Annotated in this window: 25 protein-coding genes; 13 read left to right on the top strand and 12 right to left on the bottom strand. The window is 61.6% G+C overall.

The window, feature by feature from the left end; all coding sequences use genetic code 11:
• Positions 1 to 1,233: 1,233 nt before the first annotated feature.
• Together QOL82_RS24965 and QOL82_RS24960 are read left to right on the top strand one after the other, a co-directional pair.
• Positions 1,234 to 1,518: an H-NS histone family protein gene (locus QOL82_RS24965; protein WP_283445025.1), complete on the top strand. Its 285-nt coding sequence runs from the start codon at positions 1,234 to 1,236 to the stop codon at positions 1,516 to 1,518.
• Between the two features lie 617 nt (positions 1,519 to 2,135).
• Complete coding sequence (locus QOL82_RS24960; RefSeq protein WP_283445024.1) at positions 2,136 to 2,324, top strand: hypothetical protein; 189 nt, start codon at positions 2,136 to 2,138, stop codon at positions 2,322 to 2,324.
• Here the strand turns inward: QOL82_RS24960 and QOL82_RS24955 are convergent.
• Positions 2,314 to 3,450 (bottom strand): metallophosphoesterase, encoded by a 1,137-nt coding sequence (locus tag QOL82_RS24955; RefSeq protein ID WP_283445023.1) that lies wholly within the window; start codon positions 3,448 to 3,450, stop codon positions 2,314 to 2,316. The genes QOL82_RS24960 and QOL82_RS24955 overlap by 11 nt on opposite strands.
• A gap of 96 nt (positions 3,451 to 3,546) precedes the next feature.
• A complete protein-coding gene (locus QOL82_RS24950; RefSeq protein ID WP_283445022.1) occupies positions 3,547 to 4,419 on the bottom strand; it encodes a D-hexose-6-phosphate mutarotase in 873 nt (290 codons plus the stop codon).
• A 114-nt stretch (positions 4,420 to 4,533) separates the two neighbouring features.
• Between QOL82_RS24950 and QOL82_RS24945 the strand changes: the two genes are divergently transcribed.
• The gene (locus tag QOL82_RS24945) at positions 4,534 to 5,322 is read left to right on the top strand and encodes a Mut7-C RNAse domain-containing protein (protein WP_283445030.1); all 789 of its coding nucleotides are present in this window, start codon (positions 4,534 to 4,536) and stop codon (positions 5,320 to 5,322) included.
• A gap of 12 nt (positions 5,323 to 5,334) precedes the next feature.
• Here QOL82_RS24945 and QOL82_RS24940 read toward each other — a convergent pair whose 3' ends face one another.
• Positions 5,335 to 5,604 (bottom strand): hypothetical protein, encoded by a 270-nt coding sequence (locus tag QOL82_RS24940; protein WP_283445021.1) that lies wholly within the window; start codon positions 5,602 to 5,604, stop codon positions 5,335 to 5,337.
• Between QOL82_RS24940 and QOL82_RS24935 the strand changes: the two genes are divergently transcribed.
• Positions 5,594 to 6,241 carry a phosphoribosyltransferase gene (locus QOL82_RS24935; RefSeq protein ID WP_283445020.1) on the top strand — a complete coding sequence of 216 codons (648 nt, stop codon included), beginning with the start codon at positions 5,594 to 5,596 and terminating at the stop codon, positions 6,239 to 6,241. The two genes, QOL82_RS24940 and QOL82_RS24935, sit on opposite strands and share 11 nt — an antisense overlap.
• A 23-nt stretch (positions 6,242 to 6,264) precedes the next feature.
• Here QOL82_RS24935 and QOL82_RS24930 read toward each other — a convergent pair whose 3' ends face one another.
• Entirely contained in the window at positions 6,265 to 6,714 is a 450-nt protein-coding gene (locus QOL82_RS24930) for a CBS domain-containing protein (protein ID WP_283445019.1), read from the bottom strand.
• A gap of 146 nt (positions 6,715 to 6,860) precedes the next feature.
• Here QOL82_RS24930 and QOL82_RS24925 point away from each other — a divergent pair, with 146 nt between their 5' ends.
• The 4 genes from QOL82_RS24925 (at position 6,861) to QOL82_RS24910 (ending at position 9,624) form a co-directional block, all read left to right on the top strand.
• Positions 6,861 to 7,175 (top strand): hypothetical protein, encoded by a 315-nt coding sequence (locus tag QOL82_RS24925; protein WP_283445018.1) that lies wholly within the window; start codon positions 6,861 to 6,863, stop codon positions 7,173 to 7,175.
• Between the two features lie 127 nt (positions 7,176 to 7,302).
• Positions 7,303 to 8,067: a meso-2,3-butanediol dehydrogenase gene (gene budC, locus QOL82_RS24920; protein WP_283445017.1), complete on the top strand. Its 765-nt coding sequence runs from the start codon at positions 7,303 to 7,305 to the stop codon at positions 8,065 to 8,067.
• Positions 8,068 to 8,104: 37 nt separating this feature from the next.
• Positions 8,105 to 9,202 (top strand): patatin-like phospholipase family protein, encoded by a 1,098-nt coding sequence (locus QOL82_RS24915; RefSeq protein ID WP_283445016.1) that lies wholly within the window; start codon positions 8,105 to 8,107, stop codon positions 9,200 to 9,202.
• Positions 9,203 to 9,297: 95 nt separating this feature from the next.
• Positions 9,298 to 9,624 carry an NIPSNAP family protein gene (locus QOL82_RS24910; protein WP_283445015.1) on the top strand — a complete coding sequence of 109 codons (327 nt, stop codon included), beginning with the start codon at positions 9,298 to 9,300 and terminating at the stop codon, positions 9,622 to 9,624.
• 76 nt (positions 9,625 to 9,700) lie between these two features.
• Here QOL82_RS24910 and QOL82_RS24905 read toward each other — a convergent pair whose 3' ends face one another.
• From QOL82_RS24905 to QOL82_RS24895, 3 genes are all read right to left on the bottom strand, one after another.
• On the bottom strand, positions 9,701 to 12,832 hold the full coding sequence (locus tag QOL82_RS24905) for a glycosyl hydrolase (RefSeq protein ID WP_283445014.1): 3,132 nt from the start codon (positions 12,830 to 12,832) through the stop codon (positions 9,701 to 9,703).
• A 134-nt stretch (positions 12,833 to 12,966) separates the two neighbouring features.
• Positions 12,967 to 13,203: a hypothetical protein gene (locus QOL82_RS24900; protein WP_283445013.1), complete on the bottom strand. Its 237-nt coding sequence runs from the start codon at positions 13,201 to 13,203 to the stop codon at positions 12,967 to 12,969.
• Between the two features lie 172 nt (positions 13,204 to 13,375).
• The gene (locus QOL82_RS24895) at positions 13,376 to 13,693 is read right to left on the bottom strand and encodes a hypothetical protein (protein ID WP_283445012.1); all 318 of its coding nucleotides are present in this window, start codon (positions 13,691 to 13,693) and stop codon (positions 13,376 to 13,378) included.
• Between the two features lie 464 nt (positions 13,694 to 14,157).
• Between QOL82_RS24895 and QOL82_RS24890 the strand changes: the two genes are divergently transcribed.
• Positions 14,158 to 14,877 carry an SOS response-associated peptidase gene (locus QOL82_RS24890; RefSeq protein WP_283445011.1) on the top strand — a complete coding sequence of 240 codons (720 nt, stop codon included), beginning with the start codon at positions 14,158 to 14,160 and terminating at the stop codon, positions 14,875 to 14,877.
• Between the two features lie 15 nt (positions 14,878 to 14,892).
• On the opposite strand, the gene QOL82_RS24885 is transcribed toward QOL82_RS24890, so the two are convergent.
• On the bottom strand, positions 14,893 to 16,014 hold the full coding sequence (locus QOL82_RS24885) for a mechanosensitive ion channel family protein (RefSeq protein WP_283445010.1): 1,122 nt from the start codon (positions 16,012 to 16,014) through the stop codon (positions 14,893 to 14,895).
• A 225-nt stretch (positions 16,015 to 16,239) separates the two neighbouring features.
• On the opposite strand from QOL82_RS24885, the gene QOL82_RS24880 reads away from it, so the two are divergent.
• On the top strand, positions 16,240 to 17,193 hold the full coding sequence (locus QOL82_RS24880; protein WP_283445009.1) for a Tim44 domain-containing protein: 954 nt from the start codon (positions 16,240 to 16,242) through the stop codon (positions 17,191 to 17,193).
• A gap of 146 nt (positions 17,194 to 17,339) precedes the next feature.
• Positions 17,340 to 18,356, top strand: coding sequence for an AI-2E family transporter (locus tag QOL82_RS24875; protein WP_283445008.1), 1,017 nt, complete (start codon positions 17,340 to 17,342; stop codon positions 18,354 to 18,356).
• A 158-nt stretch (positions 18,357 to 18,514) separates the two neighbouring features.
• Here the strand turns inward: QOL82_RS24875 and QOL82_RS24870 are convergent, their stop codons facing one another.
• The 3 genes from QOL82_RS24870 to QOL82_RS24860 all read right to left on the bottom strand — a co-directional run bounded on the left by QOL82_RS24870 (position 18,515) and on the right by QOL82_RS24860 (position 20,348).
• Positions 18,515 to 18,766, bottom strand: coding sequence for a DUF6139 family protein (locus QOL82_RS24870; protein WP_283445007.1), 252 nt, complete (start codon positions 18,764 to 18,766; stop codon positions 18,515 to 18,517).
• 83 nt (positions 18,767 to 18,849) lie between these two features.
• Positions 18,850 to 19,578 (bottom strand): TerC family protein, encoded by a 729-nt coding sequence (locus tag QOL82_RS24865; protein WP_283445006.1) that lies wholly within the window; start codon positions 19,576 to 19,578, stop codon positions 18,850 to 18,852.
• A 95-nt stretch (positions 19,579 to 19,673) separates the two neighbouring features.
• Positions 19,674 to 20,348, bottom strand: coding sequence for a Bax inhibitor-1/YccA family protein (locus tag QOL82_RS24860; RefSeq protein ID WP_283445005.1), 675 nt, complete (start codon positions 20,346 to 20,348; stop codon positions 19,674 to 19,676).
• A 146-nt stretch (positions 20,349 to 20,494) separates the two neighbouring features.
• Between QOL82_RS24860 and nhaR the strand changes: the two genes are divergently transcribed.
• Both nhaR and QOL82_RS24850 read left to right on the top strand, forming a co-directional pair.
• Positions 20,495 to 21,418, top strand: a complete 924-nt coding sequence (gene nhaR / locus QOL82_RS24855) for a transcriptional activator NhaR (protein WP_283445004.1) — start codon at positions 20,495 to 20,497, stop codon at positions 21,416 to 21,418.
• 141 nt (positions 21,419 to 21,559) lie between these two features.
• Positions 21,560 to 22,798, top strand: a complete 1,239-nt coding sequence (locus QOL82_RS24850) for a M20/M25/M40 family metallo-hydrolase (RefSeq protein ID WP_283445003.1) — start codon at positions 21,560 to 21,562, stop codon at positions 22,796 to 22,798.
• 26 nt (positions 22,799 to 22,824) lie between these two features.
• Here QOL82_RS24850 and QOL82_RS24845 read toward each other — a convergent pair whose 3' ends face one another.
• Positions 22,825 to 23,736, bottom strand: a complete 912-nt coding sequence (locus QOL82_RS24845; protein WP_283445002.1) for an NAD(P)H-hydrate dehydratase — start codon at positions 23,734 to 23,736, stop codon at positions 22,825 to 22,827.
• Positions 23,737 to 23,740 lie beyond the last annotated feature (4 nt).

Here is a 23,740-nt window from a genome sequence, read left to right as displayed (position 1 = left end):
CAGGACCGTGAAACGACTTAGCGCCGATGATAGTGCTGCAACCAGTGTGAAAGTAGGTCATCGTCAGGCTGTTACACCAGAAGACCCCCGTCGCCGTCAGGCGCCGGGGGTTTTCGCTTTGGGGCGGCGGTTTGTGGTGCTTGAGGGGTCCCGACTGCAAAGTTGAATGAAGTTTGGCTTAGCCTCGGGGCTGCAAAGCTCGAAGCCCAATGGCAAAAGCTCAAGCTCGAAGCTCAAGCTCAAGCTCGAAGCTCGAAGCTCGAAGCTCGAAGCCCGAAGCTCGAAGCCCGAAAGCCCGAAGCCCGAAGCTCGAAGTCCTAAGTCCCAAGTCCCAAGTCCCAAGTCCGAAGCTCGAACCTCGAAGCCCAAAGCCGAAAACTCAGAGCCCGAAGAACTGAAGCCCAGAAGCCCAAAATCACCAAAGTTCAAAGGCCCTGAAGCACCGAAGCACCGAAGCCCGAAGCCCGAAGCCCGAAGCCCGAAGCCCGAAGCCCGAAGCCCGAAGCCCGAAGCCCGAAGCCCGAAGCCCGAAACCCCAAAGCTCGAAACCCGAAAGCCCGAAGCCCTGAAGCTCGAAGCCCTGAAGTCCTGAAGTCCTGAAGTCCTGAAACACCGAAGTCCTGAAACACAGAAGTCCAAAAGTGCGGAAGTGCCAAAGTGTCGAAGTGCGACACCACCGCGGCCGCTTGGCGAAATCGATCGCTTACGTCTAACAAGCACTACGTCCCTGGCAGCGCCACGATGCCTGTGGACAATGATTTCTTACTGATGCGTAGGCCAAGGGTTACACATAACAAGGGTTACACATAATTAAGAGGTCTCTGCCCATGACCGCTGAGCTGATTATCAGGACGCCAACCTTGCCGTTCTTTTCAGAATGGATCGCACTGGCACAAGGTGAGCTTTCCTGCTGTCCCATAGGCACCAAAAGCTGGAGTCATGATGTCTTTGCTCTTGCAAATGAAAACCCTGACATTGGCATTTGCCGGAATGGCTCATGTCCAGATGATATAAGCGGATGCTTCCCCTATTCGACCGGTTGCTATTTGTTAATAGGGAGGAGAGGGTATGGCGATTGCCTTCCTTGCGCTTTCCGCTGACCAAAGATAAATCGCGGCCCAACCTTATCTGATGGATCTTGTCAATAGCTTATTTATGGGATAGTCTGCACCCCTCAATGCTTGGGCTATCTACATTTGTTATGGATGCCCACCAGACCAAGGGAATTATCTTATGCCGACGTATAAAGAGTTACAGGACCAGATTCAGAAATTACAGCAGGACGCTGAAGAAGCACGTCTCAACGAAGTGAAGGATGCGCTAGCGAACATCAGGAAGTTGATGGCTGATTACGAGTTGTCGATCGACGATATACAGGCGCCGTCTTCCGAGAAGAAATCGAAGTTCAGTCAATCGAATATCCAGTTCCGTGATGAATCCGGAAATACCTGGTCAGGCCGCGGCAGAATGCCGGCCTGGATCAAGGGAAAAGACAAGGAACAGTTCAGAGTCGGTTAACTGCGAACAGGCTGCTCCCTGCGATCACTGAAACCAGCGCTGGTTCAAGCGCAAGGAGTGCGATCTGTCCATGTTAATGGCATGAATTTCTAGAACCCTTTAGCGCACCGGTGGCATGTCGGGATTGCCGTACAGATAGCCGTACGGAACAACGAAGCGATCATCATTTGGATTCATGAAAAATGTTGCGGGAGCTGTAGACATTTGATGCATTTCACTGCATCATGCGGTCACAAAATCCATATCCAAATGGGGAAGCCGAGAAGACAGGAAGCCCGCGATCCAAAGTCGCGGGTTTTTTCTTTTGGCAAATCTAGATTCTCTTTACAGGTCCGCGCACGAATTCCGGCTAGTCCATTCATCGAGGAATGGATAATCGACGGCATAACCAGCGGCCTTGATCGAACGGTGCCAGGTCGCTCAAATCGATACAACACGAAATAACACGCAGGCGATTACGCGCCGACCATGCCCCGGACGATAAGACCCAGGATGGGACGTACCGACACTGCCCGATCGCTTTCCGCCAGCATCCATCACTGCGTTAATATGCTGCTTTTATGCTGCGACGATAAGCACCAGCGGCGGGACAGGACAATTTGACAAGCGAAACGACAATGAAGAGGCAGGCCGGCCTGACGATCATCAAGCTGATGGTGCTGCTGCTTATTGCAGGTATCGTCGGTTCATTCACGATCGATGCGCTGATAAGGCACTTGTGCCTGTCCGACCCGGCGGCGCAGATGTGTACGGACACGAAAAACGCCCATCACAGGGCGGCTGCGCACTCTTGGCTCATGCGGTAGTCAGGGTTATCAAGGTAATCTCGGACGGCGCGCCAAAACGCTTGGGCGGACCCCAGTAACCGGTGCCGCGACTCGTATATACCCATAGCTGGCGCAAGCGATGCAATCCGGCGACGAACGGCTGCTGCATTTTGACGAAAAAATTCCAGGGCATGAACTGGCCGCCATGCGTGTGCCCGGATAGCTGGAGATCGAAGCCAGCGTCCGCCGCCGCTGCGGCGCTGCGCGGCTGATGGGCGAGCAGGATTTTCACGCCGGCGTCGGCTGGCGCATCGGCAATTGCCGCAAGCGGGTTACTCCGGTGCGCCGGGTCAAAATGGCCCGCGTTGTAGTCTGTGACGCCGGCCACCACGGCCAGGGCGCCGTCATGGCTGAGAACCACATGGGCGTTGAGCAGCACTGTGATACCCAAACGACGCAGCTCAGCGATCCAGGCATGGGCGCCGGAATAATATTCATGATTACCGGTGACAAAGTAACTACCGTGGCGCGATTGCAGTTCGGCGAGCGGCGACACATGCGCAGCCAACTCATGCACGCTTCCGTCGACCAGATCACCCGTGATCGCAACCATGTCAGGGCGCAGCCTGTTCACCGTTTCCACGATGCGGCGCAGGTAGCCGCCGCGTATCGTCGGGCCTATATGAATGTCGCTTATCTGCACGAGCTGGAAACCCTGCAGCGCCACCGGCAGATTGCGGATCGGCACATTGACCCGGATGACGGCCGCGGTGCGCCGGGCGTTCGAAAACCCTAGCAGGGTAATCAGAAAGCCCAGCACCGTGACGCCGAGTGCGCTATTCCGATCGAAGGCGCTGCCCAGCATTCCGGGGCGAGCCGCATCGGCCGCGAACGCCAGCAGCAGCGCCACCTCGCGGGCAACGGTCAATACGAAGAGCGTCGAAAAAAGACCCATTCCGGCCCAGCCCAGCCAGATAACGGCGCGGGCAGTATTGTGCCCGGCGCCGGACAGCCGGGCAGCCAGGCCTATGCCCATCGGCATGAACAAGGCGGAACTGACCAGGGATGACGCCAGCAAGCCGAACAGCACTGGCCAGCCGATCAGTTCAGGAAGCAGCCGGACGCCGACATAGATGTGGAGCAACAGCGACAGGACAGGGAGCATGAGAGGGTTTGCCGGGTAAGCAGCTGCATAAAACATGCAGATGGGGCAATTGAACCGTGCTGCAAGTGAATGCCGATGCAACGCCCATGCGTGCGGCTATCCTACGCAGAGACGCTGGCTGCCTTCCCAGCGTTCGCCAGGCGCAAGGGTGACGGCAGCGGAAGCGCATGCCGCCTCGACGCATAGCATGTGCAGCCAGTCTTCGTCGGGCATATCCGCCAGCATCCGCGCCCTGTCGGGACCCGGATTCCAGACCACGGTGTCGCAAAATCCCTGCTGCGAGATGGTTAGCAGGCTACGGTCCTGTTCGACCATTCTCACGATCCCCGGCGGATTCAGGTAGACGCGATCCACTTCGGCGGGAATCGAAAGTGCTGTTTCCTGCTGCGTCTTCACCTTGCAGCCGTCGGTGGCATCCTGGTAGGCGACACCTTCCAGCCCCAGCAAGCGGATCTGGCGGATGTCATCCACCCGAAGGTAGGTGTGCAGCGCGGTCGTAAACGAGAATGCCACGCTGTCGGTATTGACCACGGTGAACAAGATTTCCAGCGCGCCGAATTCCATGCGGACAGACAGCTGCGCTTCGAACGCATGCGGCCAGTGCTGGCGGCTGGCGTCGCCATCGCGTTGCGTCATCGTCAGCGAAGCCTGTGCGCGTTGATCCAGGCGCCATGGAAGATTGCGGGCAAAGCCATGCTTCACCATGGAACCGCGGTCGGAAAACTGCGGGAAACAGATTGGCACGCCGCCGCGTATCGGCATGGCCTTGCGCCCATCCCGTGTCAGTCCGCCGGTCGATGGCGACAGGTACAGCCGCTCGATGCCGTCGGCTGCGTGCCAGGACACGACCTGCGCGCCTTGGGCGGCGACGAATGCCTGGCCAACGGCGCCCGCATCGAGACGGATGCCAGGCAGGTCCTGCAACGTGTCGGGAAAGTCGTCGGGATGGAAAGATGATTCGGAATGCAAGGGCTGCTCCTGTCAGGTTGCTGGGCTAAAAGCGAGCAGGATAGCAGTGCCCGGCGCATTCCTGTTCTGCGCCGGTGCAAGCACGCGGCATGGATGCGGTGCAATACTATGGCGATGGTAACGGCTACTTTCCGCTTCCACGCCGAACTCAACACCTTTCTCTCGTCAGACAGGCGCGGCCGGGACGTGCGCGTCGAATGCGCACGCGCTGCGACAACCAAGCACATGGTCGAGGCGCTGGGCGTGCCGCATACGGAAGTGGGCCTGCTGCTGGTGAATGGCGTCGCCGCGTCATTCACGCGCCTGCTGGCGGAGGGCGACTTGGTCGATATCTTTCCGGGCAGTCGCCTACCCGAGGGTCCGCCCAGGTTCGTGGCGGATGCGCACCTGGGCGGACTGGCCCGCCTGCTGCGCATGGCCGGCTTCGACACGCTCTACGACAACGGATACGACGACGCGGAAATCGCGGCGATATCGGCGTCCCAGGACCGCATCGTGCTGACGCGTGACCGCGACCTGCTGATACGCAAGGACATCATGGTCGGCTGCTATGTCCGGCCATTGAAGGCGGAAGAACAGGCGCAGCAGGTGTTCTCGCGATACCGGCTGGCGCCGCAGTCCCATCCATTCTCGCTTTGCCTCGCCTGCAACAGGCCGCTGCGCAGCGTCGACCGGTCCGGGGTGGAAGACAGCCTGCCGCCGCGGGTAGCCGAGCTGTACCGGGAATTCCGCCGCTGCGACCTGTGCGGCCGGGTTTACTGGAAAGGCAGCCATTGGCAGCGGATGGACGCGCTTCTCAAGCGGCTGCTGAACGCTGCCGACGCCGACGACGCCGGCGCCGCTCCCGCGACTGCGCCTGGAAACGCATCTTTTCCTCCCTGGCAGGATACGCGTCCATCTTGAATAGCCGGTGCTTCACGCATCGCCCGGATTCTCGATGCGTGAACAGGCGGTGACATTGCTTGAATCGCCGAAAGGTTTCACAAGTGCAAGGCGACCGACGGCATCCGGTACATCCTGGGCATGGATAGACCGGCATCCCGCAATGTCCGGCATGAAGCGGACGCGCACGGTGCAACCACGTCTTCGCGCCATGCAATGCGCGTGGATTTTACGGGCCCGATAACCAAAAAAGCCGCTATGCTGAAATCTCGAGCACAACATGAACAGCGCCATGAATGCCAAGCGACTTTTCCGTGACCGGGCCGATGCCGCGCAGGCCCTTGCGAACAGCCTTGCCGCTTATCGCGGCGCCCATTCCCTGGTTCTGGCAATCCCCCGCGGCGCCGTGCCGATGGCATGGGATATCGCCCAGGCGCTGCAGGGAGAACTCGACGTGGTGCTGGTGCATAAGCTGGGCGCGCCGTTCAGCGCGGAATTCGCCATCGGCGCGGTGGATGAAAGCGGCCGCGTCTATCGTTCGCCGCATGCCTTCCAGGCCGGCGCGAACGAGGCCTACATCGAGCAGGAGGCTGCACGCCAGCTGGAAGTGCTGCGCCGGCGTCGCGAGCGGTATACGCCGCTGCGGCCACCGATCGATCCGGCGGGACGGACCGTCATCGTGGTCGATGATGGCCTGGCCACCGGCGCGACGATGATCGCCGCGCTCCAGGCCTTGCGCGCGCAGCATCCGGCACGGTTGATTTGCGCGGTGCCTGTCGCCGCGGCCGACAGCCTGGCGAAAGTCGAGGCGCTGGCCGATGAAGTGATATGCCTGCATGCACCGCAGGATTTCGCCGCGGTCGGCCAGTTTTATGACCGCTTCGACCAGGTGGAAGACGATGAAGTGGCCGCTATATTAACCAGCGCGGGAAGCGCCTGAGCAAGCGGCGTTCCCCGCGGCTCCTACTTGCGCAGCCTGCGTTCATGCGCGGTCTGGCCCGACATGACCTCGGTCACCAGCGAAAGCTCCAGCGCCAGGGCCCTGACGATGTCATCGGCCGTCACGATGCCGTACAGGCTGCCCGATTCGGTGACGACCGGCATCCGGCGTATGCCATGGCTGCGCATCAGCCTGAGGGTTTCGACGAAGCCGGCGTTCTCCTTCACCGTCACCAGCGGCGTGTTCATGATGTCGCCGGCTGTAAACAGGCTCGCATCGAGTTGCAGGGCCATGGTTTCCATCACGATGTCGCGGTCTGTCACGATCCCGATGGGCATGCGTGCGTTGCCCCGGGATTCAATGACCACCACGTCGCCCACATGGTTCTTGCGCATCAGCGCAGCGGTATCAGGCAGGGAAAGCTCGGGATCGCAGCAAACGACATCGAGCTTGCAGCATTCATTAATGGGCATGGGAGTCTCCCGGTCAGTGGCTTTCACCAATCTCCATGCATGGGCTTAAGCCTATAATGCAGTCGGATGCTTACGGCGCCAGCGTTGGATGGCGCCAGGCCCACCGCCATCAGACTCATGTATTTAGCAACCGGACAGGAGACCTTATGACTGCAGAAAACACTGGCACGAGCACCGCATCGACCGCTCCGCAATGGAATCTTGAGCGCATTAATCGCCTGGTCTCTGATCTGGAACAAGAGCTGGCAAGGGCTCCGGACCGTGACGAAGTGCAGCGCCTGCGGCATGAAATCGAGATATTGCGAACGGCGCTGAATGCCTCGGCCGGGCGCGACGTCAATGACGAGGACCTGCATTCGGCGCGTTCTTCCTTCCAGCGCATGTCGGCGGCAGTCGAGAACGAAGTGCTCAAGGACAGTCCCTACATTGCAGAAATCGGCCGGATACTCGGCATGGTCTGAAGCCTGCGTTCGCGGGCACGGGTTGCGCCTGCTTAAGGCCGGCCCGTAAAGACCGAACTCCGCGAGTGCTCCAACGTCCATAGGAAAAGGCCGGCATGCCGGCCTGTCACCCAGACAAGGAGCACACATGACGAGATTCAATGACAAGGTAGTGATCGTGACCGGCGCCGGTTCGGGCATCGGCGCGGCGACCGCCAGGCGCTTCGCCGACGAGGGCGCCACGGTGGTGCTGGCCGGGCGCACGCAGGACAAGCTCGACCGCATCGCGGCTGGCCTGCCCGCTGGAAAGTACCTGGTCCGCGTGACGGATGTCTCGCAGCAGGCCGAGGTCGAAGGGCTCGTTGCCGACACGGTGCGGCAGTTCGGGCGGCTCGACGTGCTGGTCAATAATGCCGGCACGGCGGTGGAAGGAAAAATCACGGAAAGCAGCATCGACGACTGGAAAAAAGTCATGTCGACCGATCTCGATGGCGTGTATTTCGGCTGCCGGGCGGCGATACCGCAGCTCATCGTCACCGGCGGCTCCATCGTCAACGTCGCGTCGGTTTCCGGCCTCGGAGGCGACTGGTCGATGTCGATCTACAATGCGGCGAAAGGAGCCGTCTGCAACTTTACGCGGGCGCTGGCGATGGACCATGGCCGCGACGGCATACGCATCAATGCGGTCTGTCCGAGCCTGACCAGGACCAACCTGACCGAGGACATGTACCAGAAGCCGGAGCTGATGGCCAAGTTTGCCGAGCGCATCCCGCTCGGCCGCGGCGCCGAACCGGAAGAAGTGGCCGACGTCATCGCCTTCCTTGCCAGCCATGACGCCCGCTTCGTCAATGGCGTCAACCTGCCGGTGGATGGCGGCCTCACCGCGTCGAACGGGCAGCCGCCGATGAGCTGAGCGGCCCAGCGGCAGCTGCATACACTGGAGGGCATCGATGCCGGAGCCGGACACCATCCATATCGACCTGGCGCTGCAGGGCGGCGGCGCCCACGGGGCTTTTACCTGGGGCGTGCTGGACCGCCTGCTCGAAGACGAGCGCTTGCGGATCGATGGCATCAGCGGCACAAGCGCCGGCGCGATGAATGCGGTGGTGCTGGCGAACGGTTATCACGGCGGCGGCCGGGACGGCGCGCGGCGCGCATTGCGCGAGTTCTGGAAAGCAGTCAGCGATTCCGCGCGTTTCAGCCCCTTGCAGCGCACCCTCATCGACCGTGCAGCCGGGCGCTGGACGCTGGATGCATCGCCCGGCTACCAGCTGTTCGAACTCGCCACGAGCCTGGTGTCGCCCTACCAGTTCAATCCATTCGACATCAACCCGCTGCGCGACCTGGTCGGCGCGATGGTGGACTTCGAAAAAGTCCGGGCCTGCACGCAGCTCAAACTCTTCATCTCCGCCACCAGCGTTCGCACCGGGCGCTCGCGCACGTTTCGGCGGGAGGAAGTCAGCCTGGACGTGGTGATGGCATCGGCCTGCCTGCCGCAGGTATTTCGCGCGGTCGAGGTGGATGGCGAACCGTACTGGGACGGCGGGTACACGGGCAACCCCGCGCTGTTTCCCCTTGTCGAGGAAACGGCTGCGCATGACCTGCTGATCGTTCAGATCAACCCGATGGAGCGTAAGGAACTGCCGACGACGTCGGCCGAGATCATGAACCGGCTGAACGAAATCACCTTCAACGCCAGCCTGATTGGCGAAATCAATACGCTGCTGCTCCTGAAGGACCTGGTCACCCGCCAGAATGTGGAGCTGGAGCGTTACGCCAGCATGTGCCTGCACCATATCAGCGCCGAACGGCAGTTGAGTCCGCTGGACGTGTCGAGCAAGCTGAATGTGGAATGGGACTTCCTTGAATACCTGCATGGCATAGGCAGGGACACCGCGAGCGGCTGGCTGGACCGCAATTTTCATTCGCTGCAAAAGTGCAGCACGCTGGATGCGGGCGCACTTGCCTGCGCGCAGGGCGGTTTCGATATTGCGCCGGGACTGAGACGACACCTCGGACAAGCCGCCGGCGAGCCGAAAGCAGGCTGAAGCCAGCCGCGTTTTTTGTCTGGCGGTACACTTTGGCTTGCCTGTGCGCTTGTCAACATCGCAGGCAAGCTCCTTATCCACAACCGAAAGCCACCATGATTCATGAAATGCGTATCTATCACTGCGCGCCCGGCCGCCTGCCGGCGCTGAACGCCCGTTTTCAAAACATCACCCTGACGTTCTGGGAAAAATACGGCATCAAGCCCGTGGGTTTCTGGACCACGCTGGTCGGCTCGAGCAACCAGGCGCTGACTTATCTGCTCGAATGGGAAAGCCTGGCGGAACGCGAGCAGAAGTGGAATGCATTCCAGAGTGATCCCGACTGGATAGCCAAGCGGGCCGAGACCGAGGCGCAGGCGATTATCGTCGAGCGGATAGAAAACAGTTTCCTGGTGCCGACCGCATATTCACCGTTGCGCTGAGACCCGGACGAAAAACTCCGCCTGCAGGCGGAGTATATGGGTGTACAACGGCTTCAGCCGGGCTTGATCCCGGGATTCAATCCGGTTTGCGTGAAGATAGCCACCACAGGGTATTGGTGTCGGTGGATGGCGTGGAGATGTCTTTCAGCACATCGGCGACAACGCCATTCTCGTTCCGGGACGAGTCGGGGTAGACGCTGGACCGGGTGTTGAGCCGATAAGTGTCTTGCAACGGCTTCAGCTCGTCCATGTAGGCGACGTAGCGATCGTATGCTTCCCCAGGCTTTATCATGCCGCTGGCGGCCACCGGCAGGTGGCGCCAGCTATAAAGTACCCTGAGCCTGCCGGCGCAAACGGCGCCGGGATTGGGCAGCTCAGGCGTGCCGTCCGGGTTTTCATGTTTCGCCTTTGGATCCCAGCCGGCGAGGAAGCAATCCGCGGTCTGGTTGGGCGGCGTGTTGACGATGCTCCTGAACTGTTCCGTGTTGGTGTCTTCCAGCCTGCGCAAGGTATCGTAGTGCGTCCTTGCCCAGTCTTTTGAAATCACATATTCGGAAATCGGGGAGATGGGTAGCAGGTTGATGCCGATGCGGTTGGCCAGCAGCGGGCCGAAGAACGTATTGGTCTCCACGATGTTGGCGCGCAGGATATTCATCACAGGTTCGCTGCCCGGTGCGATCTTGCGCAGCTCGGTGCGATTTTTTGGCAGCCTGACCGTTACGTCCACTTCCGGGAAGTCCATTGCTTTCAGGTAGGCGGTATCGGGCGTGACCTGGTAGAACGCTTTCGACGTCCTGATCTCGGCGGCTGTCATGATGGCAGCCAGCGCCTGGAACTGGTCGTCCTTGATCACGGCGCCCCACGCCGCCAGCGCATAGTTCGAGTTCACCGATTCGCTGGACGACTCGGTATTGCCGCCGTTGGCGTCGGGGCCGGTGTCGGCGATGTTCTGCATCCTGAACCAGTCGAAGGTGCGCACGATGGGGAAATACGGGTCGTCCAGGCTGGGATTGGCAATGTCGCGGACCAGCAGGTTGACCTTTTCCTTGTTGGCTGCAAGCCAGCCCTTGTCGGTGTCACGCTCGGGGTCCAGCGCCGCGACCACGGAAGCAGCATAAATGTAATAGCCATAGTGGAACATGTGATCCACGTAGGCGCGGTTGCTGTAATCCTTGTTGTGATCCTGCAGGCCGAGCGAGGTGATGGTGCCGCCGTTTGTCGTATCGTAGACCAGTGCGTCATTCGCATGGTCGTTGGCCACATCGACCGTGCTGCCATCCGGCTTCACGCCATCCAGCCATAAGGCCAGCGACTTCTTCAGGTAATCCGTCAGCTGTTTTCTGACCGTAAATTCGCCCAGGCTGTCGGCAATGAGCGCAAGGCGGGCGACGTTGTGCAGGTACTTGCCGCAGATGTAGGAGTCGGCATTGCAGGTCTCAAGAAAATGGTCGATCTTCGGGTCGGTCTCGGTCAGCAGCGCAGCATCGGCAAGCAGCGACTGCCGGACGCGAGGCACGTCGGCCGCCTTGATCTTGCCCGAACCCATCCACAATGCTTCGCCCGTTGCGCCGTTTTGCATGATGCCGGGGATATCGAGCTGCTGTTTCCACTCGCTGCCGGCGATTGCGCTCATCGAGCCCATGTTGGAGCGGTAGGTCAGGCCGTCGACCTTGCTGGCGCCCTGGAGAGAGGCGATGTGCGTCGCGTCGAAGCCCATCATCAGCAGATCGCTGTCCTGCGGCGTCTGGCCGTCCATGCGGGCCTTGCCCCAGACGTACCTGACCAGTCCGGTCGTCCCGGAATAGTCCAGGAATATTTCGGAGGTGGTCGGGTAGGTTGCCGCGTATTTGTCGAGAATGATGCGGCGCGACTTGAACGACGCAATGCCGGAAACGTCGTTTATCCTCGATGCCCACGCAGCCAGGTCGACATCGTCGACAAAGGCGGTCCGGATGACGCCGTTGAATGCAGACCGGGCGACGTAGGAGCGGGACGGCGTATCCCAGTCGAGCGTGATGGGCGTCGATGTATAAATCACCAGTTCCTTGAGCGTATCGGGCGGCGCGATCTCCCCGCCGTCGTTTGTGCCGGGCTTCGCGCGCGCCCGGTCGGGAACCTGGTAAAGGATGCGGAACTTGGTGCCGGTCAGCTGCGGCATCACGCGTATGGTGTCGGTTTCAATAAACGTCTGCGCTTTTTCCTCGTCCACGGCCACGGCCCGGATGCCGCTGTCGCTTTGCTGCTGGGTGTAATCCGGTTGTGCGCCGGGGATGGGCAGGCCGACATTGTTTTTCGGGGTTCTTGCCTGGCTGCCCTGTCCAACCTGGATCACCGGGCGCAGTCCGCTGTAGCGTACGGTGACATACGGAGAACCTTCGGCGGCAAGGACTTGCATGCTCAGGTCGCCGGCCGGGGATTTCCAGCTGGTCGCCACCGTCAATTCATCGAAGCTGTCTATCCCGCGCGCCAGCCGGCCGATGGCGGGCTGCACATAGCTCAGGCGGATGTCCTGGCTGCTGTTGGGGGCGATATGGTAAAGCAGGGTGTCGGCCTTGAGCGGATTGGTCAGGTCGTAAACATCGGCTTTCGGGTCGGTACCGTACGCAATGTATCGGCGCGTGGGAAAACTGACGGAAAGCATGCCGATGCGGTCGTCGAGGCTCAGCTTGTTGGGAAAGGCAAAGATATTGAACCGCTCGGTATCGCCGCCCTGGTTGCGCGGGTCATTCGCATCGCCGGTGCCCTGGAAATACGCGTCGAGGTTGCGTGGACTTTGATAGAAAAATCCTTTCGACCATTTGCCCGTAGGCATACGGGTGCGGGTGCCTTCAGGCAGGGTTACCAGCTTGAGGTCGCCGATATTGCCGGGCTGAAAAGGATTGGGCAGGGCACGCGCGCTGCCGAGAATCTGGCGCGGGTCGATGGTGGAAATCGGGCCAAGGGTGCCGCCTGCGGCGGCTGTCTGCGCCAGCAGCGTGGCGGTGGGTGCGGCGTTACTGGTTTTAACGAGGGAAGCCGTGGCCCGGGTGGGGGCTGCCGGAACGCCGCCGCCTAGTTCGACGACGCCCGACAGGGAAGGCGTGGGGCGGGGCAGCACCGCGGCCTGCTGGCTGCCGCCAGTGTCATTCTGGCCGCCGCCACCCGAGCATGCGTTCAGCAGCGCCATGAGGATCAGGCAGGAACACGCCTGGAAAAATCGTTTAGTCATGCAGTCCTCCAGATAGGATACCCGGTAGAAATGCACTAATCGTTAAAATTAGTGCGCCGGGTTGGGACTGCTATGTACCTTGGGTAAGAGAGAAGATCCTGTGCAAACGGCTATTGCGGCAGGCGCATCGGAAATTATTCGCCGCTGGCCTGGTATTCCGCTGCGGCCTTTGCCGACCAGAGCGCCTTGACATGGCTGTCGAACGGATCCTCGTAGCTGTCTATCGCTCCGTCGTCAGCAATGAAATGCAGGTGCCAGCCATCTTCCTTCTGTTCGATCATGATGTCGCCCGGACGGGCATGGTCGACAACGGTGTCGCCTGCTTCCAGCGTGACGATACGCACGCCGCGATGCTTGATCAGGCCTGGCATAAGTTAGCGGTAATTGGGGTTGAAGGGCGATGGTGCCCGAGGAAGGCGAAAAGATGGCCGGCTGCGCGGTTTTTCCTGCCAGAGGATGCGACAGGGATGGGCCGCTCGCGCTGGGCGGGCGGCGGCATCGCGCAGGCCGGCCTGCAATCGGGCCGCATGCTGCAGCCGGGAGTCAGCCGTTTGCTTGCGGCTTGTCGGTGGCCGCTGGCTTGGGCTTGCCCTGTGCATCGCTGAGGCGGTACTTGGTCCGGCGGTCGCCCATCAGGTCGCGCAGTTCGCGTACGCTCATCGTGCTGACTTCGTGCATCCGTATCAGCATCGACGCACCGACCGGCAGGCGGCGGTGACGGATCTTGCTGATGACCGGTGGCGCCACCTCTAGTGCGCGCGACAAGGCTGCGTCATTTTTCAGGTTCAGACGTTCGATCAGGATGTCGAGCAGGTGATTCGGATTATAGGATTCTTGGGTTACAAGATTTTCGGACGCCATGGCTAAATCGCTTTCAAAATGTCAGGTTGGGAACAGTGCGCTGTACTGTCTGAAAGACATTGGAAGTGCAACAAAATTTCCTGCTTGCTAAGTTTTTTTTTGATCAAGAACAATAACCACACGCAATTTTTTGAGGGCCACGATCTGCCTGCACGCTGTGCCATACCGCTTCCTCACCTTTTGAATGCCAGCGTTCCTGATGCCTGAACGATTAAAAAAGTAAAAGCAACCGGCGCCCTTAAAATTGCATTTGAAACAATGTTAAATTACAACAAATTGCAATAAGACACAATCGGGGCATTCAGCGGATTTTGATTGTCCGCAATGTTTCAGCGATTCTTTGTGAGGAATCATTGCGTACCATGCGTTACGTGATAGTCGGCATCGTCCGCAGCAACATGCAACACAACGAACCGGCTTATTTTTCGATGACCGAACATGTTGTCCAGTGAAAGGAGGTCGCAATGTGTGGACGCATCACGCAGTACCGAAAGGCGCAGGAGTACATGGAAGCGTTGCACGTTCCCGCTGCGGTCAGCGAGGAGGCTGCGGCACGCGAGCCCTCGTATAACACGCCGCCAGGGAGTACGCCGTGGCTGATCCATTTTCTCGATCCTTCCGGGCCGATGATCGACACGGTGAAATGGGGATACCGGCCGAGGTGGGCGGCGGAAAAAGGCATACCGCTTGCCATCAACGCCCGCATAGAAAAGGCGGCAACCGGGCGCTATTTCCGGCACATGTGGCTGCATGGCAGGGTGCTAGTGCCCGCGGACGGCTGGTACGAATGGACAGGAAAGGCCGGGCACAAACAGCCCTGGTATATCCGGCGCAAGTCGGACGAACCGATGTTTCTTGCCGCCATTACCAATGTCCGTCTCGACCGTGAAAACCCCGAAGGCAGCGGTTTTGTCATCGTTACTGCCGCGGCAGACGCTGGCATGGTCGACATCCATGACCGCCGCCCGGTCGTGCTGTCCCCGGATGACGCGCGGATGTGGCTGGATCCGGACCTGCCTGCCGAGCAGGCGGAGCATCTGGCGCGGTCGATGGCGGTGCCGGCCGACGAATTCACCTGGCACGCGGTCAGCAAGGCGGTCAACCGGGTCGGCAACAGCACGCCGGAACTGATCGCCCCGGTGGATCCCGATGCGCTGGCGGATGCCGAGGACGAGGAAGCCTGACGCCCGGCTGCAGGGTCAGCGCTGGATCTCCGGGTTCATCACCGCGCCGACGGTTTCGCCGCGTACGCGTGGCAGGCAATCCGGATACTGCCGCTGTATGAAATCGAGCAGGCCTTCACGCATCTTGCAGCGCAAATCGAAGGTGCGGGGCGAATCGGGCGCGCTGACCAGTATGCGCACCTGCATTGCCCGTTCGTTGGTTTCCGTCACCTGCACCACGCAGACCCGGCCGTCCCATTCCTGAAAAGTGCGGCAAAGTCGCTGCGCTTCGGCGCGCAGCGGTTCGAGCGGCAAGCGGTAATCCACCCACAGCATGACCACTCCCAGCAGTTCGGCGCTGTTGCGCGTCCAGTTCTGGAATGGATGCTCGATGAACCATTGCAGCGGCACGATCAGGCGGCGCTGGTCCCAGATGCGCACCACCACGTATGTCCCGGTGATTTCCTCGATCTGTCCCCATTCGTTTTCGACGATCACCACGTCGTCCAGCCGTATCGGCTGGCTGATCGCGAGCTGCAGGCCGGCCAGAAGGTTGCCCAGCACCGGCTTGGCTGCAAAGCCGACGATCAGGCCGGCCACGCCCGCCGACGCCAGCAGGCTGGTGCCGATCTGGCGCAGCAGCGGCAGCGTCATCAGCGCCATGCCTGTGCCTACCAGGATGATCAGCACGTTCACCGACCGGGCCAGCACGCGGGTCTGGGTATGGACACGGCGCGCGGCAAGGTTGTCGGTCAGGTTGATCGGATTACGCTCGACGATGGTGTCCGCGATCGATTGCACCGCCCGCGACGACAGCCAGGTGAGGGAGGCGATGGTCAGCAGGGCCGTCAGGTGCAACAGCAGCGGTGAAAGATGCAGCCTCGGGTCGGTATCGCGAAAGACGATCTGCAGCAGCAGGAAGAACGCGGCAACGCGCAATGCGCGCCGGCATTGGACCAGCAGGCGGCGGGAAAAGGGCAGATGCCTGGCCAGGCGTTGCAGCACGGGCATGCCGAAGCGGTCGCCCGCCAGCACGATCAGCAGGATCAGCAAGACCTGAAGGGCAACATCGAGCCACGCATACTTCTGGCTCTCCGGCAGCCAGCCCAGCAACGTCATCAGCGGGCTTACTACCCAGTCCGGCAGGAGATCGGTCATATTTCTGGTCCAGTGTAGGCTTGAAGGCAAACCCGGCAGACTAACCAGGACGCGTTTCGGGTACAGTGCGGTGCCGTACAAACGGCCGCCTGCACGTTTCGCAATTTACGAAGTAATAATCAATTTAACTTCGCTTTTTCACTTGGTTAAAGTCGCTTATGCTCTGTCCGTTGCTTATCGGTCGGTGTGACCGGCTTCACACCAGTATTTAACAAGGAGCACGAGATGAAAAAGGTTGTTATGGGAGTCATGGTTGCCATTATGGCAGTCAGCATCGGACTGTCGAGCGCGGAAGCCAAGCGCATGGGCAGCGGCAGCTCGGTCGGCAAACAATCGCAGAGCGTGAACCAGTCTTCGCCCGCGCAGTCGGCGCAATCGCCGGCGGCAATGCAGTCGGCCGCACCGGCACGGCCAGGCGCCACGCCGGCGGCAGCCGCACCGAAGCCCGCAAGCCCATGGAAAGGCATGCTCGGCGGCGCACTGCTGGGCCTTGGACTGGGCGCACTGCTGTCCAGCATGGGCATAGGCGGCGCGCTGGCCAGCATGATCAGCACGATGCTGATGGTCGGACTGCTGGTGGTGGCTGGCCTGTTCATCTACCGCATGCTCAAGCGTAAGTCGGATGGCGGCAGTGTGCGCCCGGCATATGCGACTGCTGCGGCTGGTGCAGGTGCCGGCGCTGGCGCCGCACCGTCGTCGTTCACGCCGGAAATCGGTTCGCATGTCGAGCCTTTGCGGCCCGCGGCACTGCAGTCGGCACAGCCTGCCGCCAGCGGTAGCGCGACAAGCGATGCGCCCTGGGGCGTGCCGGCAGACTTCGACACCCCGGCATTCCTGCGGCATGCGAAGACGTACTTCATCCGCCTGCAGGCAGCGTGGGACAAGGCCGATGTGAACGACATCCGCGAATTCACCTCGCCGGAGATGTTTGCAGAACTGCGCATGCAGATCCAGGAGCGCGGCGCGTCGGCCAACCATACCGACGTCGTGTCGCTGGACGCGCAATTGCTGGGTATTGAAACCAGCGGTCCGGACCACCTGGCCAGCGTCAAGTTCAGCGGCATGATCCGGGAGGCGCTCGATGCGCCGGCCGAGCCGTTCGCCGAGGTCTGGAACCTGACCAAGCCGTCATCCGGCCAGGGTGGCTGGACACTGGCAGGCATACAGCAGATATCCTGACGCATGCAGGGCGCCCGGTGGGCGCTCCGCACCAGGAAAACCGGCAGCAGGATCGCCAGGCCGCCCGCGGGAAACCGCGGGCGGTTTTTTTGTTGGCGGCGCCAAACTAGGGTAAGGTACCGCCAGATTCCCGAACCTTATAAAACATGCCACTTGCACAGAGCCGCTATAACGGTCCCGTCATTGCTTCCTATATCCTGACCGCCATCATGCTGCTTGTGGTGCTGTACAAGGGCCTGCTGGCGGCATTGTTCTCCGGCCTGCTGGTGTTTGCGCTGGTCCACCTGCTGGCGCCCGTGCTGGGCCGCAAGATCAGCGGAGAGCGCCAGCGCATGATTGCCGTGGCGATCCTGAGCGCGATGATCGTGGCCGCGCTCAGCGGCGGCATCTGGTGGATCTTCGACTATTTCCAGTCCGACCCTGCGCGCACCACGCGGCTGCTGGAAAAAGTCGCCGATGTGATCCAGGCCTCCCGCGAGCAATTGCCTGAATGGCTGCGCGCCCACCTGCCCACCAGCGTCGAGTCGCTGCGCGAGATGCTGACGCGTTACATGCGGGATCATGCGGTCGAGGCGCGAGGCGTGGGAGAGCAGGCCGGGCGCACCATTGCCCATATCCTGATCGGCATGGTGGTCGGCGCCATGGCGGCGCTGTACGACACGACCGAGCCGAAGAATTACAAGCCGCTGGCTGCGGCGCTGCATGCGCGGGTCGTCGCGCTGGCGCTGTCGTTCGAGCAGATCGTCTTTGCCCAGGTCCGCATTGCCGCAATTAACGCGGCGTTCACCGCATTATTCCTTTATGTGGCCCTGCCGCTGGCCGGCGTGCGCCTGCCGCTGTCCAAGACCATGATCGCCGTCACCTTCGTTGCCGGCCTGCTGCCGGTGATCGGCAACCTGATTTCCAATACCGTGCTGGTTGTCGTGGGCCTCTCCCACTCGCTGCACACGGCAGTGGCGTCGCTGGTCTTCCTGGTCACGATACACAAGCTGGAATACTTCCTGAACGCCAAAATCATCGGCCATCATATCGATGCGCGCGCTTGGGAATTGCTGGCGGCGATGCTGGTGATGGAGGCGGTATTCGGCGTGCCGGGCGTGATTGCGGCGCCGGTCCTGTATGCGTATCTGAAACGGGAATTGTCAGACAACGACCTGGTGTGAATTGCGTGGTGAACTGCTGGGGTGACTGCGTAGTGAATTGCTGAGGTAACTGCGAGGTGAACTGCCGGATAAATTGCTGAACTGATTGCGGGGCGAACTGCATTGCGCGGAATTGGGAGCCGCTTGCGGGCCGTGCTGGCCGGCCCGCAATGTGCTGCTTAAGGCATGGGCGTCGGGTCGCCCAGGGTCTTGATGCTGGTGATGGCGTAGCCTTTCGCACTGATCTGCTGCATCGGCTCTTCGATAGAGAAGTCTTTCAGTGAAGACTCTCCGTCGGCCACTTCAACGCCACGGTCGGCTTCTTCCCAATCCACGCTGATCGCTTCCTCCGGGATCTTCTTGCCCTCAGGCACGGCAAGGTAGGAGAAATGACCGTTGCTCTCGGGACGCCTGTAAATATCCAGCCTCATGATCCTGTCCTTTCAAAAGTGGTAGTCCGGATTTGACTGTGGACATCTGGAAAGGTTGCGCACCGGGGAGCGCATCGCTTCCTTCATTGCGAACGGCGGCCATGATGTTTGCGCATCTTCATGTTCAGCAGTTCCACAAGCAGCGAAAAAGCCATTGCAGTGTATATGTATCCCTTTGGCATGTGGTAACCGAATCCGTCCGCGATCAGCACCACGCCGATGACGACCAGGAAGGCCAGCGCCAGCATCTTGATGGTAGGGTTGGCCGAGACAAAACGGCCGATCGGCCCGGCGAACAGCATCATCAGGGCGACAGACGCGATCACGGCGGCAATCATCACGCCGACTTCCCGGACCATGCCGACCGCGGTGATGATGGAATCCAGCGAAAAGACGATATCGATGACCATGATCTGCAGGATGATCGCGCCGAACGTCGCCTTGACCGCGCCGCCCGCCGTGGCGCCTTCTTCCTCGCCTTCGATGGTCTGGTGTATCTCGCCCACGCTCTTCCACAGCAGGAAGAGGCCGCCAAGTATCAGCACCAGGTCGCGTCCGGAAATATCCTGGCCGAGAACCGTGAATAGCGGCGCGGTCATGCCGACGATCCATGCCAGCGTCATCAGCAGGCCGATGCGCATGAACATGGCGCCAAACAGGCCTATCCGGCGGGCGACCTCGCGGCGTTCGATCGGCAGCTTGTCGACCAGAATGGAAATAAAAATGATGTTGTCGATGCCAAGCACGAGTTCAAGCGCGGTGAGGGTGGCAAAGGCAATCCATATCTGTGGGTCGGCAAGCATTTCCAGCATGTAGTTCTCCAGCGGTTCATTACGAAAAATAAAGGCGTCGTCCCAGGGAACGACGCCCGACAGGCCGGACGCAGGATTGCGTCCGGAGACAACGTTTATTCCTTGCTGCTAAAGCCCAGCAAGTGCAGCAGGCTCGTGAACAGGTTGAAGATGGACACGAACAGCGACAGCGTCGCCAGCACGTAGTTGGTCTCTCCGCCGCGAACGATGTTATTGGTCTCGTACAGGATCATGCCGGACATGAGCAGCACGAATACTGCGGAAACCGCAAGCGACAGCGCGGTAATGTTCAGGAAAATCGCCGCGATGCCTGCGAGGAAGGCGACCAGCACGCCGACCATCAGGAAACCGCCCATGAAGGACAGGTCGCGCTTGGTCGTCAGCGCATAAGCCGACAGCGCCAGGAAGATTGCGGCGGTTCCGCCCAGCGCGGTCATCACCACCTGGGTGCCGTTCGGCATTTTCAGGTAGGTGCTGATGATCGGGCCCAGGGTGTAACCCATGAAACCGGTCAGCGCGAACAGGAAGACGACGCCCCGCCCGCTGTCGCGGTTTTTCGTGACCAGGAACATCAGTCCGAAATAGCCGACCAGCGTGATCAGGATGCCCGGATGGGGCAGGCCCATCGCCGCGGCGGTGCCGGCGGTGACGGCGGCGAATCCGAGGCACAGCGATAGCAGCATATAGGTATTGCGCAGCACGCGATGCGCTGCGCCATCCATCACCGTCGTTGCGCCATCGTGGCGTAAGGTGGTGTAACGATCATTCATGACCCGACTCCTTGGTTGTAATGCATAAGAACGACTGAAACGAACTGCAGGGAAAACCTGACAGCCTTGGTCACCGAACATCCTAAACAGATTGCTTTACTGTTAAAAGCGAAGATAATGGGAACATTACTTCGTAAAATACGAAAATGAAAACGACCGGAATCAATTTTCGCCACCTGTATTACTTCTGGGTGGTGGCCAAGGAAGGCAGCATCACGCGCGCCGCGGAGCGCCTCGACGTCGCGGTCCAGACCATCAGCGCCCAGCTCAGCCTGCTCGAACAGTCGGTAGGCAAGGCGCTGCTGGCGCCGCAGGGCCGGCGGCTGACGCTGACCGAGGCCGGGCGCATCGCCCTGTCCTACGCGGACCAGATCTTCCTGCTGGGCGAGCAGATGCTCGACACGCTGGCCACCTCCGACATCGAGCATACGATGCGCCTGACCGTCGGCATTTCGGACTCGCTGCCCAAGCTGATCTCGTCGCACCTGCTCGAAGCCGCGCTGGCGCTGCCGCAGCGGGTCAGGCTGGTCTGTTTCGAGGACAAGTTCGACGCGCTGCTGGGCGACCTGTCGCTGCACAAGCTCGACGTGGTGCTGACCGACCGGCCCGTGCCCTCGGGCACGACCTTGCGCGTGTTCAGCCACCTGCTCGGGGAGAGCGAGATCACGCTGTTCGGCCTGCCGGCGCTGGCGGCACGGTATGCGCCGGGTTTCCCCGCCAGCCTGAATGGCGCGCCGCTGCTGCTGCCCACCCGCAACAATGCGATTCGCGGCCGTATCGACCAGTGGCTCGAAAGCCATGATGTGCGCGCCGACGTCGTCGGCGAGTTCGACGACAATGCGCTGCTCAATACATTCGGCCGCAGCGGCCTGGGCCTGTTCCCGGCGCCGTCGGCGCTGGAAAAGGACGTGCGTGACCAGTTCGACGCGGTGCCGGTAGGCGCGCTGTCGCCGGTGAAGGAGCAGTTCTACGCGATCTCGAATGAACGGAAGATCAAGCATCCGGCTATCGATGCAATCCTGGGCGCCATCCACGGCAGGGTGTTCCCAAGCGCATCCAGGGCGGCGTGACGGGGCAGGGCATTGGATCACACGCTGGCCGGACAGATTCCGCCGCGGCGGCTTGGGCGGCGTGGACTTGGTGCCGTACGGCGACTTTTTCCGCATTTCCCTAAAATACGCGTTCCAATCCCAATAATACGAAGGAACACCATGCGCCGTACGCTACTTTCCACCCTCCTGGCCCTGGCCATCACCGGCGCCAGCCACGGCGCCGTCGCCGCCGGCGTCAACGCACCATTGCTGGACGCAGCACGCAAGGCCGAACCGGCAGTCATCGAGACGCTGAAGAGCATGGTGCTGATCGAGTCCGGCAGTTCGGATGCGGCTGGACTGGCCCGGATGGCCGACTACACCGAGGGAAGGCTCAAGGCGCTGGGCATGTCGACCGAGCGGAAGCAGGGGACCACCGGCCCGGGCAGCATCGTCATCGGCAGCCTGGCCGGCACTGGCAGCAAGCGCCTGATGCTGATCGCCCACATGGACACCGTCTATCCGACCGGCACCCTGGCGACCCAGCCGTACAAGGTCGAGGGCAACCGCATCTACGGTCCCGGCATCGCCGACGACAAGGGCGGCATCGCAGTGATCCTGCATGCGCTGCAGCTGCTGAAGGATGCCGGCTGGCGCGACTACAGCAAGCTGACCGTGGCATTCAACGCGGACGAGGAAATCGGGTCGATCGGATCCGGCGACCTGATCGCCAGCCTGGGCGCCGAGCAAGACTATGTGCTGTCGTCGGAGCCGTCGCCCGCGCAGCCGGAAATCGTGCTGCTGGGCGCATCGGGCACCGGCACCGTCACGCTGAAGGTGCAGGGTCGGTCCGCGCATGCGGGCGCCGCGCCGGAACTCGGCCGCAATGCGTTGATCGAGCTTTCGCACCAGCTGGTGCAGACGCGGGACGTGGCCAAATCGGTGCCGGGCACGCAGCTGAACTGGACCGTGTCGCAGGCCGGCCAGGTGCGCAACCAGATACCGGAAGCCGCGGTCGCCACCGGCGACATGCGGCTGACGGTGCCGGACGGTTTTGAAAAGCTGGAAGCGGCGCTGAAGGAGAAAGTGCAGAACCGCCTGGTGCCCGACACCCAGACCACGGTGAGCATCGAGCGCGGCAGGCCGCCGTTCGTCGCCAGCCCGGCCGCCCGCGAGGTGGCGAAGAAGGCGCAGGAAATCTATGGCGAGATCGACCGCAAGCTGACGCTGGTCGACAACACCGGCGGCGCCACCGACGCCGGCTTCGCCGCCAAGTCGGGCAAGGCGATCGTGCTGGAGAGCTTCGGGCTGGGCGGCGCCGGCTACCATGCGCGCGACGAGTACATCGTCACCGACACCATCGTGCCGCGCCTGTACCTGATGTCGCGCATGCTGCAGGAAGTGGCGCAGGCCAAATAGACGCCGCAGCCGAAGCTGCAGGCTGCCTAGCCGCGCAGCCCGTGCATCAGCTTCGGCACTTCGGCCGCCAGGTCGCGTGTCAGGAATCCGAGCGGACCGGTGCGCTCGGCGAGCAGGTCGCCGGCCCGCGCATGCAGCGCCACGCCCCAGGCGCCGGCCTGCTCCAGCGGCGCGCCGCGGGCGGCAAGGCCGACGATGATGCCGGCCAGCGTGTCGCCCGAGCCCGATGCGGCCAGGCCGACATTGCCGCCCTCGTGCTTCCACACACGGCCGTCGGGCGTGGCGAGGTAGGTCACCGGGCCTTTCAGCGCGACCGTCGCATTCCAGCGCTGCGCCATGCGCCGCGCCATGCCTTCCGGGTCGTCCGCCACTTCCTCCTTGGACGCGCCGCTCAGGTGGGCCATCTCGCCGGCGTGCGGCGTGAGCAGCACCTGCGCGCCGTAGCGGCCAAGAAAGCCGCTTTCCCTGCCGCTTGCCCGCGCATCGCAGACCACGCCCATCGCGGCCGCGTCGAGGATCACGTTGACGCCGTCCAGCATCGGCAGCAGCGCGTGCACGAATTCGCAGATGGCGGGTTCGTCCTGCATGCCAGGTCCGATCAGCACCGCGTCGAGCCTGCCCTTCATGCTTTCCAGCGCCGACGCCGCGCCGGTCGCGATGCCGCCTTCGCCGGTTTCCTCAAGGCCGATCACCCGGGATTCGGGAATCGCAAGCGCCACCAGCTGCGCCACGCTGCCGCCGGTGGCAATGGCCAGCTTGCCGGCGCCGGCGCGCATGGCGGCAGTGGCGGCCAGGATCACCGCGCCCGGCATCTCGCGCGAGCCGCCGATCACCAGCAGGCGGCCGCGTTCCTCCTTGTCGCCCTCGTCGCTGGGCATGGGCAACGGCCATGCGCGCAACAGCGCGTCGTCGACAGCCTTCGGATTTTTTTCAGGCATAGGG

The organism is Noviherbaspirillum suwonense (genome assembly GCF_900182955.1).
Classification (GTDB): domain Bacteria; phylum Pseudomonadota; class Gammaproteobacteria; order Burkholderiales; family Burkholderiaceae_D; genus Noviherbaspirillum_A; species Noviherbaspirillum_A suwonense.
The sequence above is the reverse complement of the archived record's forward strand: the minus strand, read 5'-3'. Positions and strand labels throughout refer to the sequence as shown.

Bases quoted from the DNA above. Each gene is read 5' to 3' on its own strand.
- QOL82_RS24965 (WP_283445025.1), top strand. From the start codon at position 1,234: ATGCCGACGTATAAAGAGTTACAGGACCAGATTCAGAAATTACAGCAG.
- QOL82_RS24960 (WP_283445024.1), top strand. From the start codon at position 2,136: ATGAAGAGGCAGGCCGGCCTGACGATCATCAAGCTGATGGTGCTGCTG.
- QOL82_RS24955 (WP_283445023.1), bottom strand. From the start codon at position 3,450: ATGCTCCCTGTCCTGTCGCTGTTGCTCCACATCTATGTCGGCGTCCGG.
- QOL82_RS24945 (WP_283445030.1), top strand. From the start codon at position 4,534: ATGGTAACGGCTACTTTCCGCTTCCACGCCGAACTCAACACCTTTCTC.
- QOL82_RS24935 (WP_283445020.1), top strand. From the start codon at position 5,594: ATGAATGCCAAGCGACTTTTCCGTGACCGGGCCGATGCCGCGCAGGCC.
- QOL82_RS24930 (WP_283445019.1), bottom strand. From the start codon at position 6,714: ATGCCCATTAATGAATGCTGCAAGCTCGATGTCGTTTGCTGCGATCCC.
- QOL82_RS24925 (WP_283445018.1), top strand. From the start codon at position 6,861: ATGACTGCAGAAAACACTGGCACGAGCACCGCATCGACCGCTCCGCAA.
- budC (WP_283445017.1), top strand. From the start codon at position 7,303: ATGACGAGATTCAATGACAAGGTAGTGATCGTGACCGGCGCCGGTTCG.
- QOL82_RS24915 (WP_283445016.1), top strand. From the start codon at position 8,105: ATGCCGGAGCCGGACACCATCCATATCGACCTGGCGCTGCAGGGCGGC.
- QOL82_RS24910 (WP_283445015.1), top strand. From the start codon at position 9,298: ATGATTCATGAAATGCGTATCTATCACTGCGCGCCCGGCCGCCTGCCG.
- QOL82_RS24905 (WP_283445014.1), bottom strand. From the start codon at position 12,832: ATGACTAAACGATTTTTCCAGGCGTGTTCCTGCCTGATCCTCATGGCG.
- QOL82_RS24900 (WP_283445013.1), bottom strand. From the start codon at position 13,203: ATGCCAGGCCTGATCAAGCATCGCGGCGTGCGTATCGTCACGCTGGAA.
- QOL82_RS24895 (WP_283445012.1), bottom strand. From the start codon at position 13,693: ATGGCGTCCGAAAATCTTGTAACCCAAGAATCCTATAATCCGAATCAC.
- QOL82_RS24890 (WP_283445011.1), top strand. From the start codon at position 14,158: ATGTGTGGACGCATCACGCAGTACCGAAAGGCGCAGGAGTACATGGAA.
- QOL82_RS24885 (WP_283445010.1), bottom strand. From the start codon at position 16,014: ATGACCGATCTCCTGCCGGACTGGGTAGTAAGCCCGCTGATGACGTTG.
- QOL82_RS24880 (WP_283445009.1), top strand. From the start codon at position 16,240: ATGAAAAAGGTTGTTATGGGAGTCATGGTTGCCATTATGGCAGTCAGC.
- QOL82_RS24875 (WP_283445008.1), top strand. From the start codon at position 17,340: ATGCCACTTGCACAGAGCCGCTATAACGGTCCCGTCATTGCTTCCTAT.
- QOL82_RS24870 (WP_283445007.1), bottom strand. From the start codon at position 18,766: ATGAGGCTGGATATTTACAGGCGTCCCGAGAGCAACGGTCATTTCTCC.
- QOL82_RS24865 (WP_283445006.1), bottom strand. From the start codon at position 19,578: ATGCTGGAAATGCTTGCCGACCCACAGATATGGATTGCCTTTGCCACC.
- QOL82_RS24860 (WP_283445005.1), bottom strand. From the start codon at position 20,348: ATGAATGATCGTTACACCACCTTACGCCACGATGGCGCAACGACGGTG.
- nhaR (WP_283445004.1), top strand. From the start codon at position 20,495: ATGAAAACGACCGGAATCAATTTTCGCCACCTGTATTACTTCTGGGTG.
- QOL82_RS24850 (WP_283445003.1), top strand. From the start codon at position 21,560: ATGCGCCGTACGCTACTTTCCACCCTCCTGGCCCTGGCCATCACCGGC.
- QOL82_RS24845 (WP_283445002.1), bottom strand. From the start codon at position 23,736: ATGCCTGAAAAAAATCCGAAGGCTGTCGACGACGCGCTGTTGCGCGCA.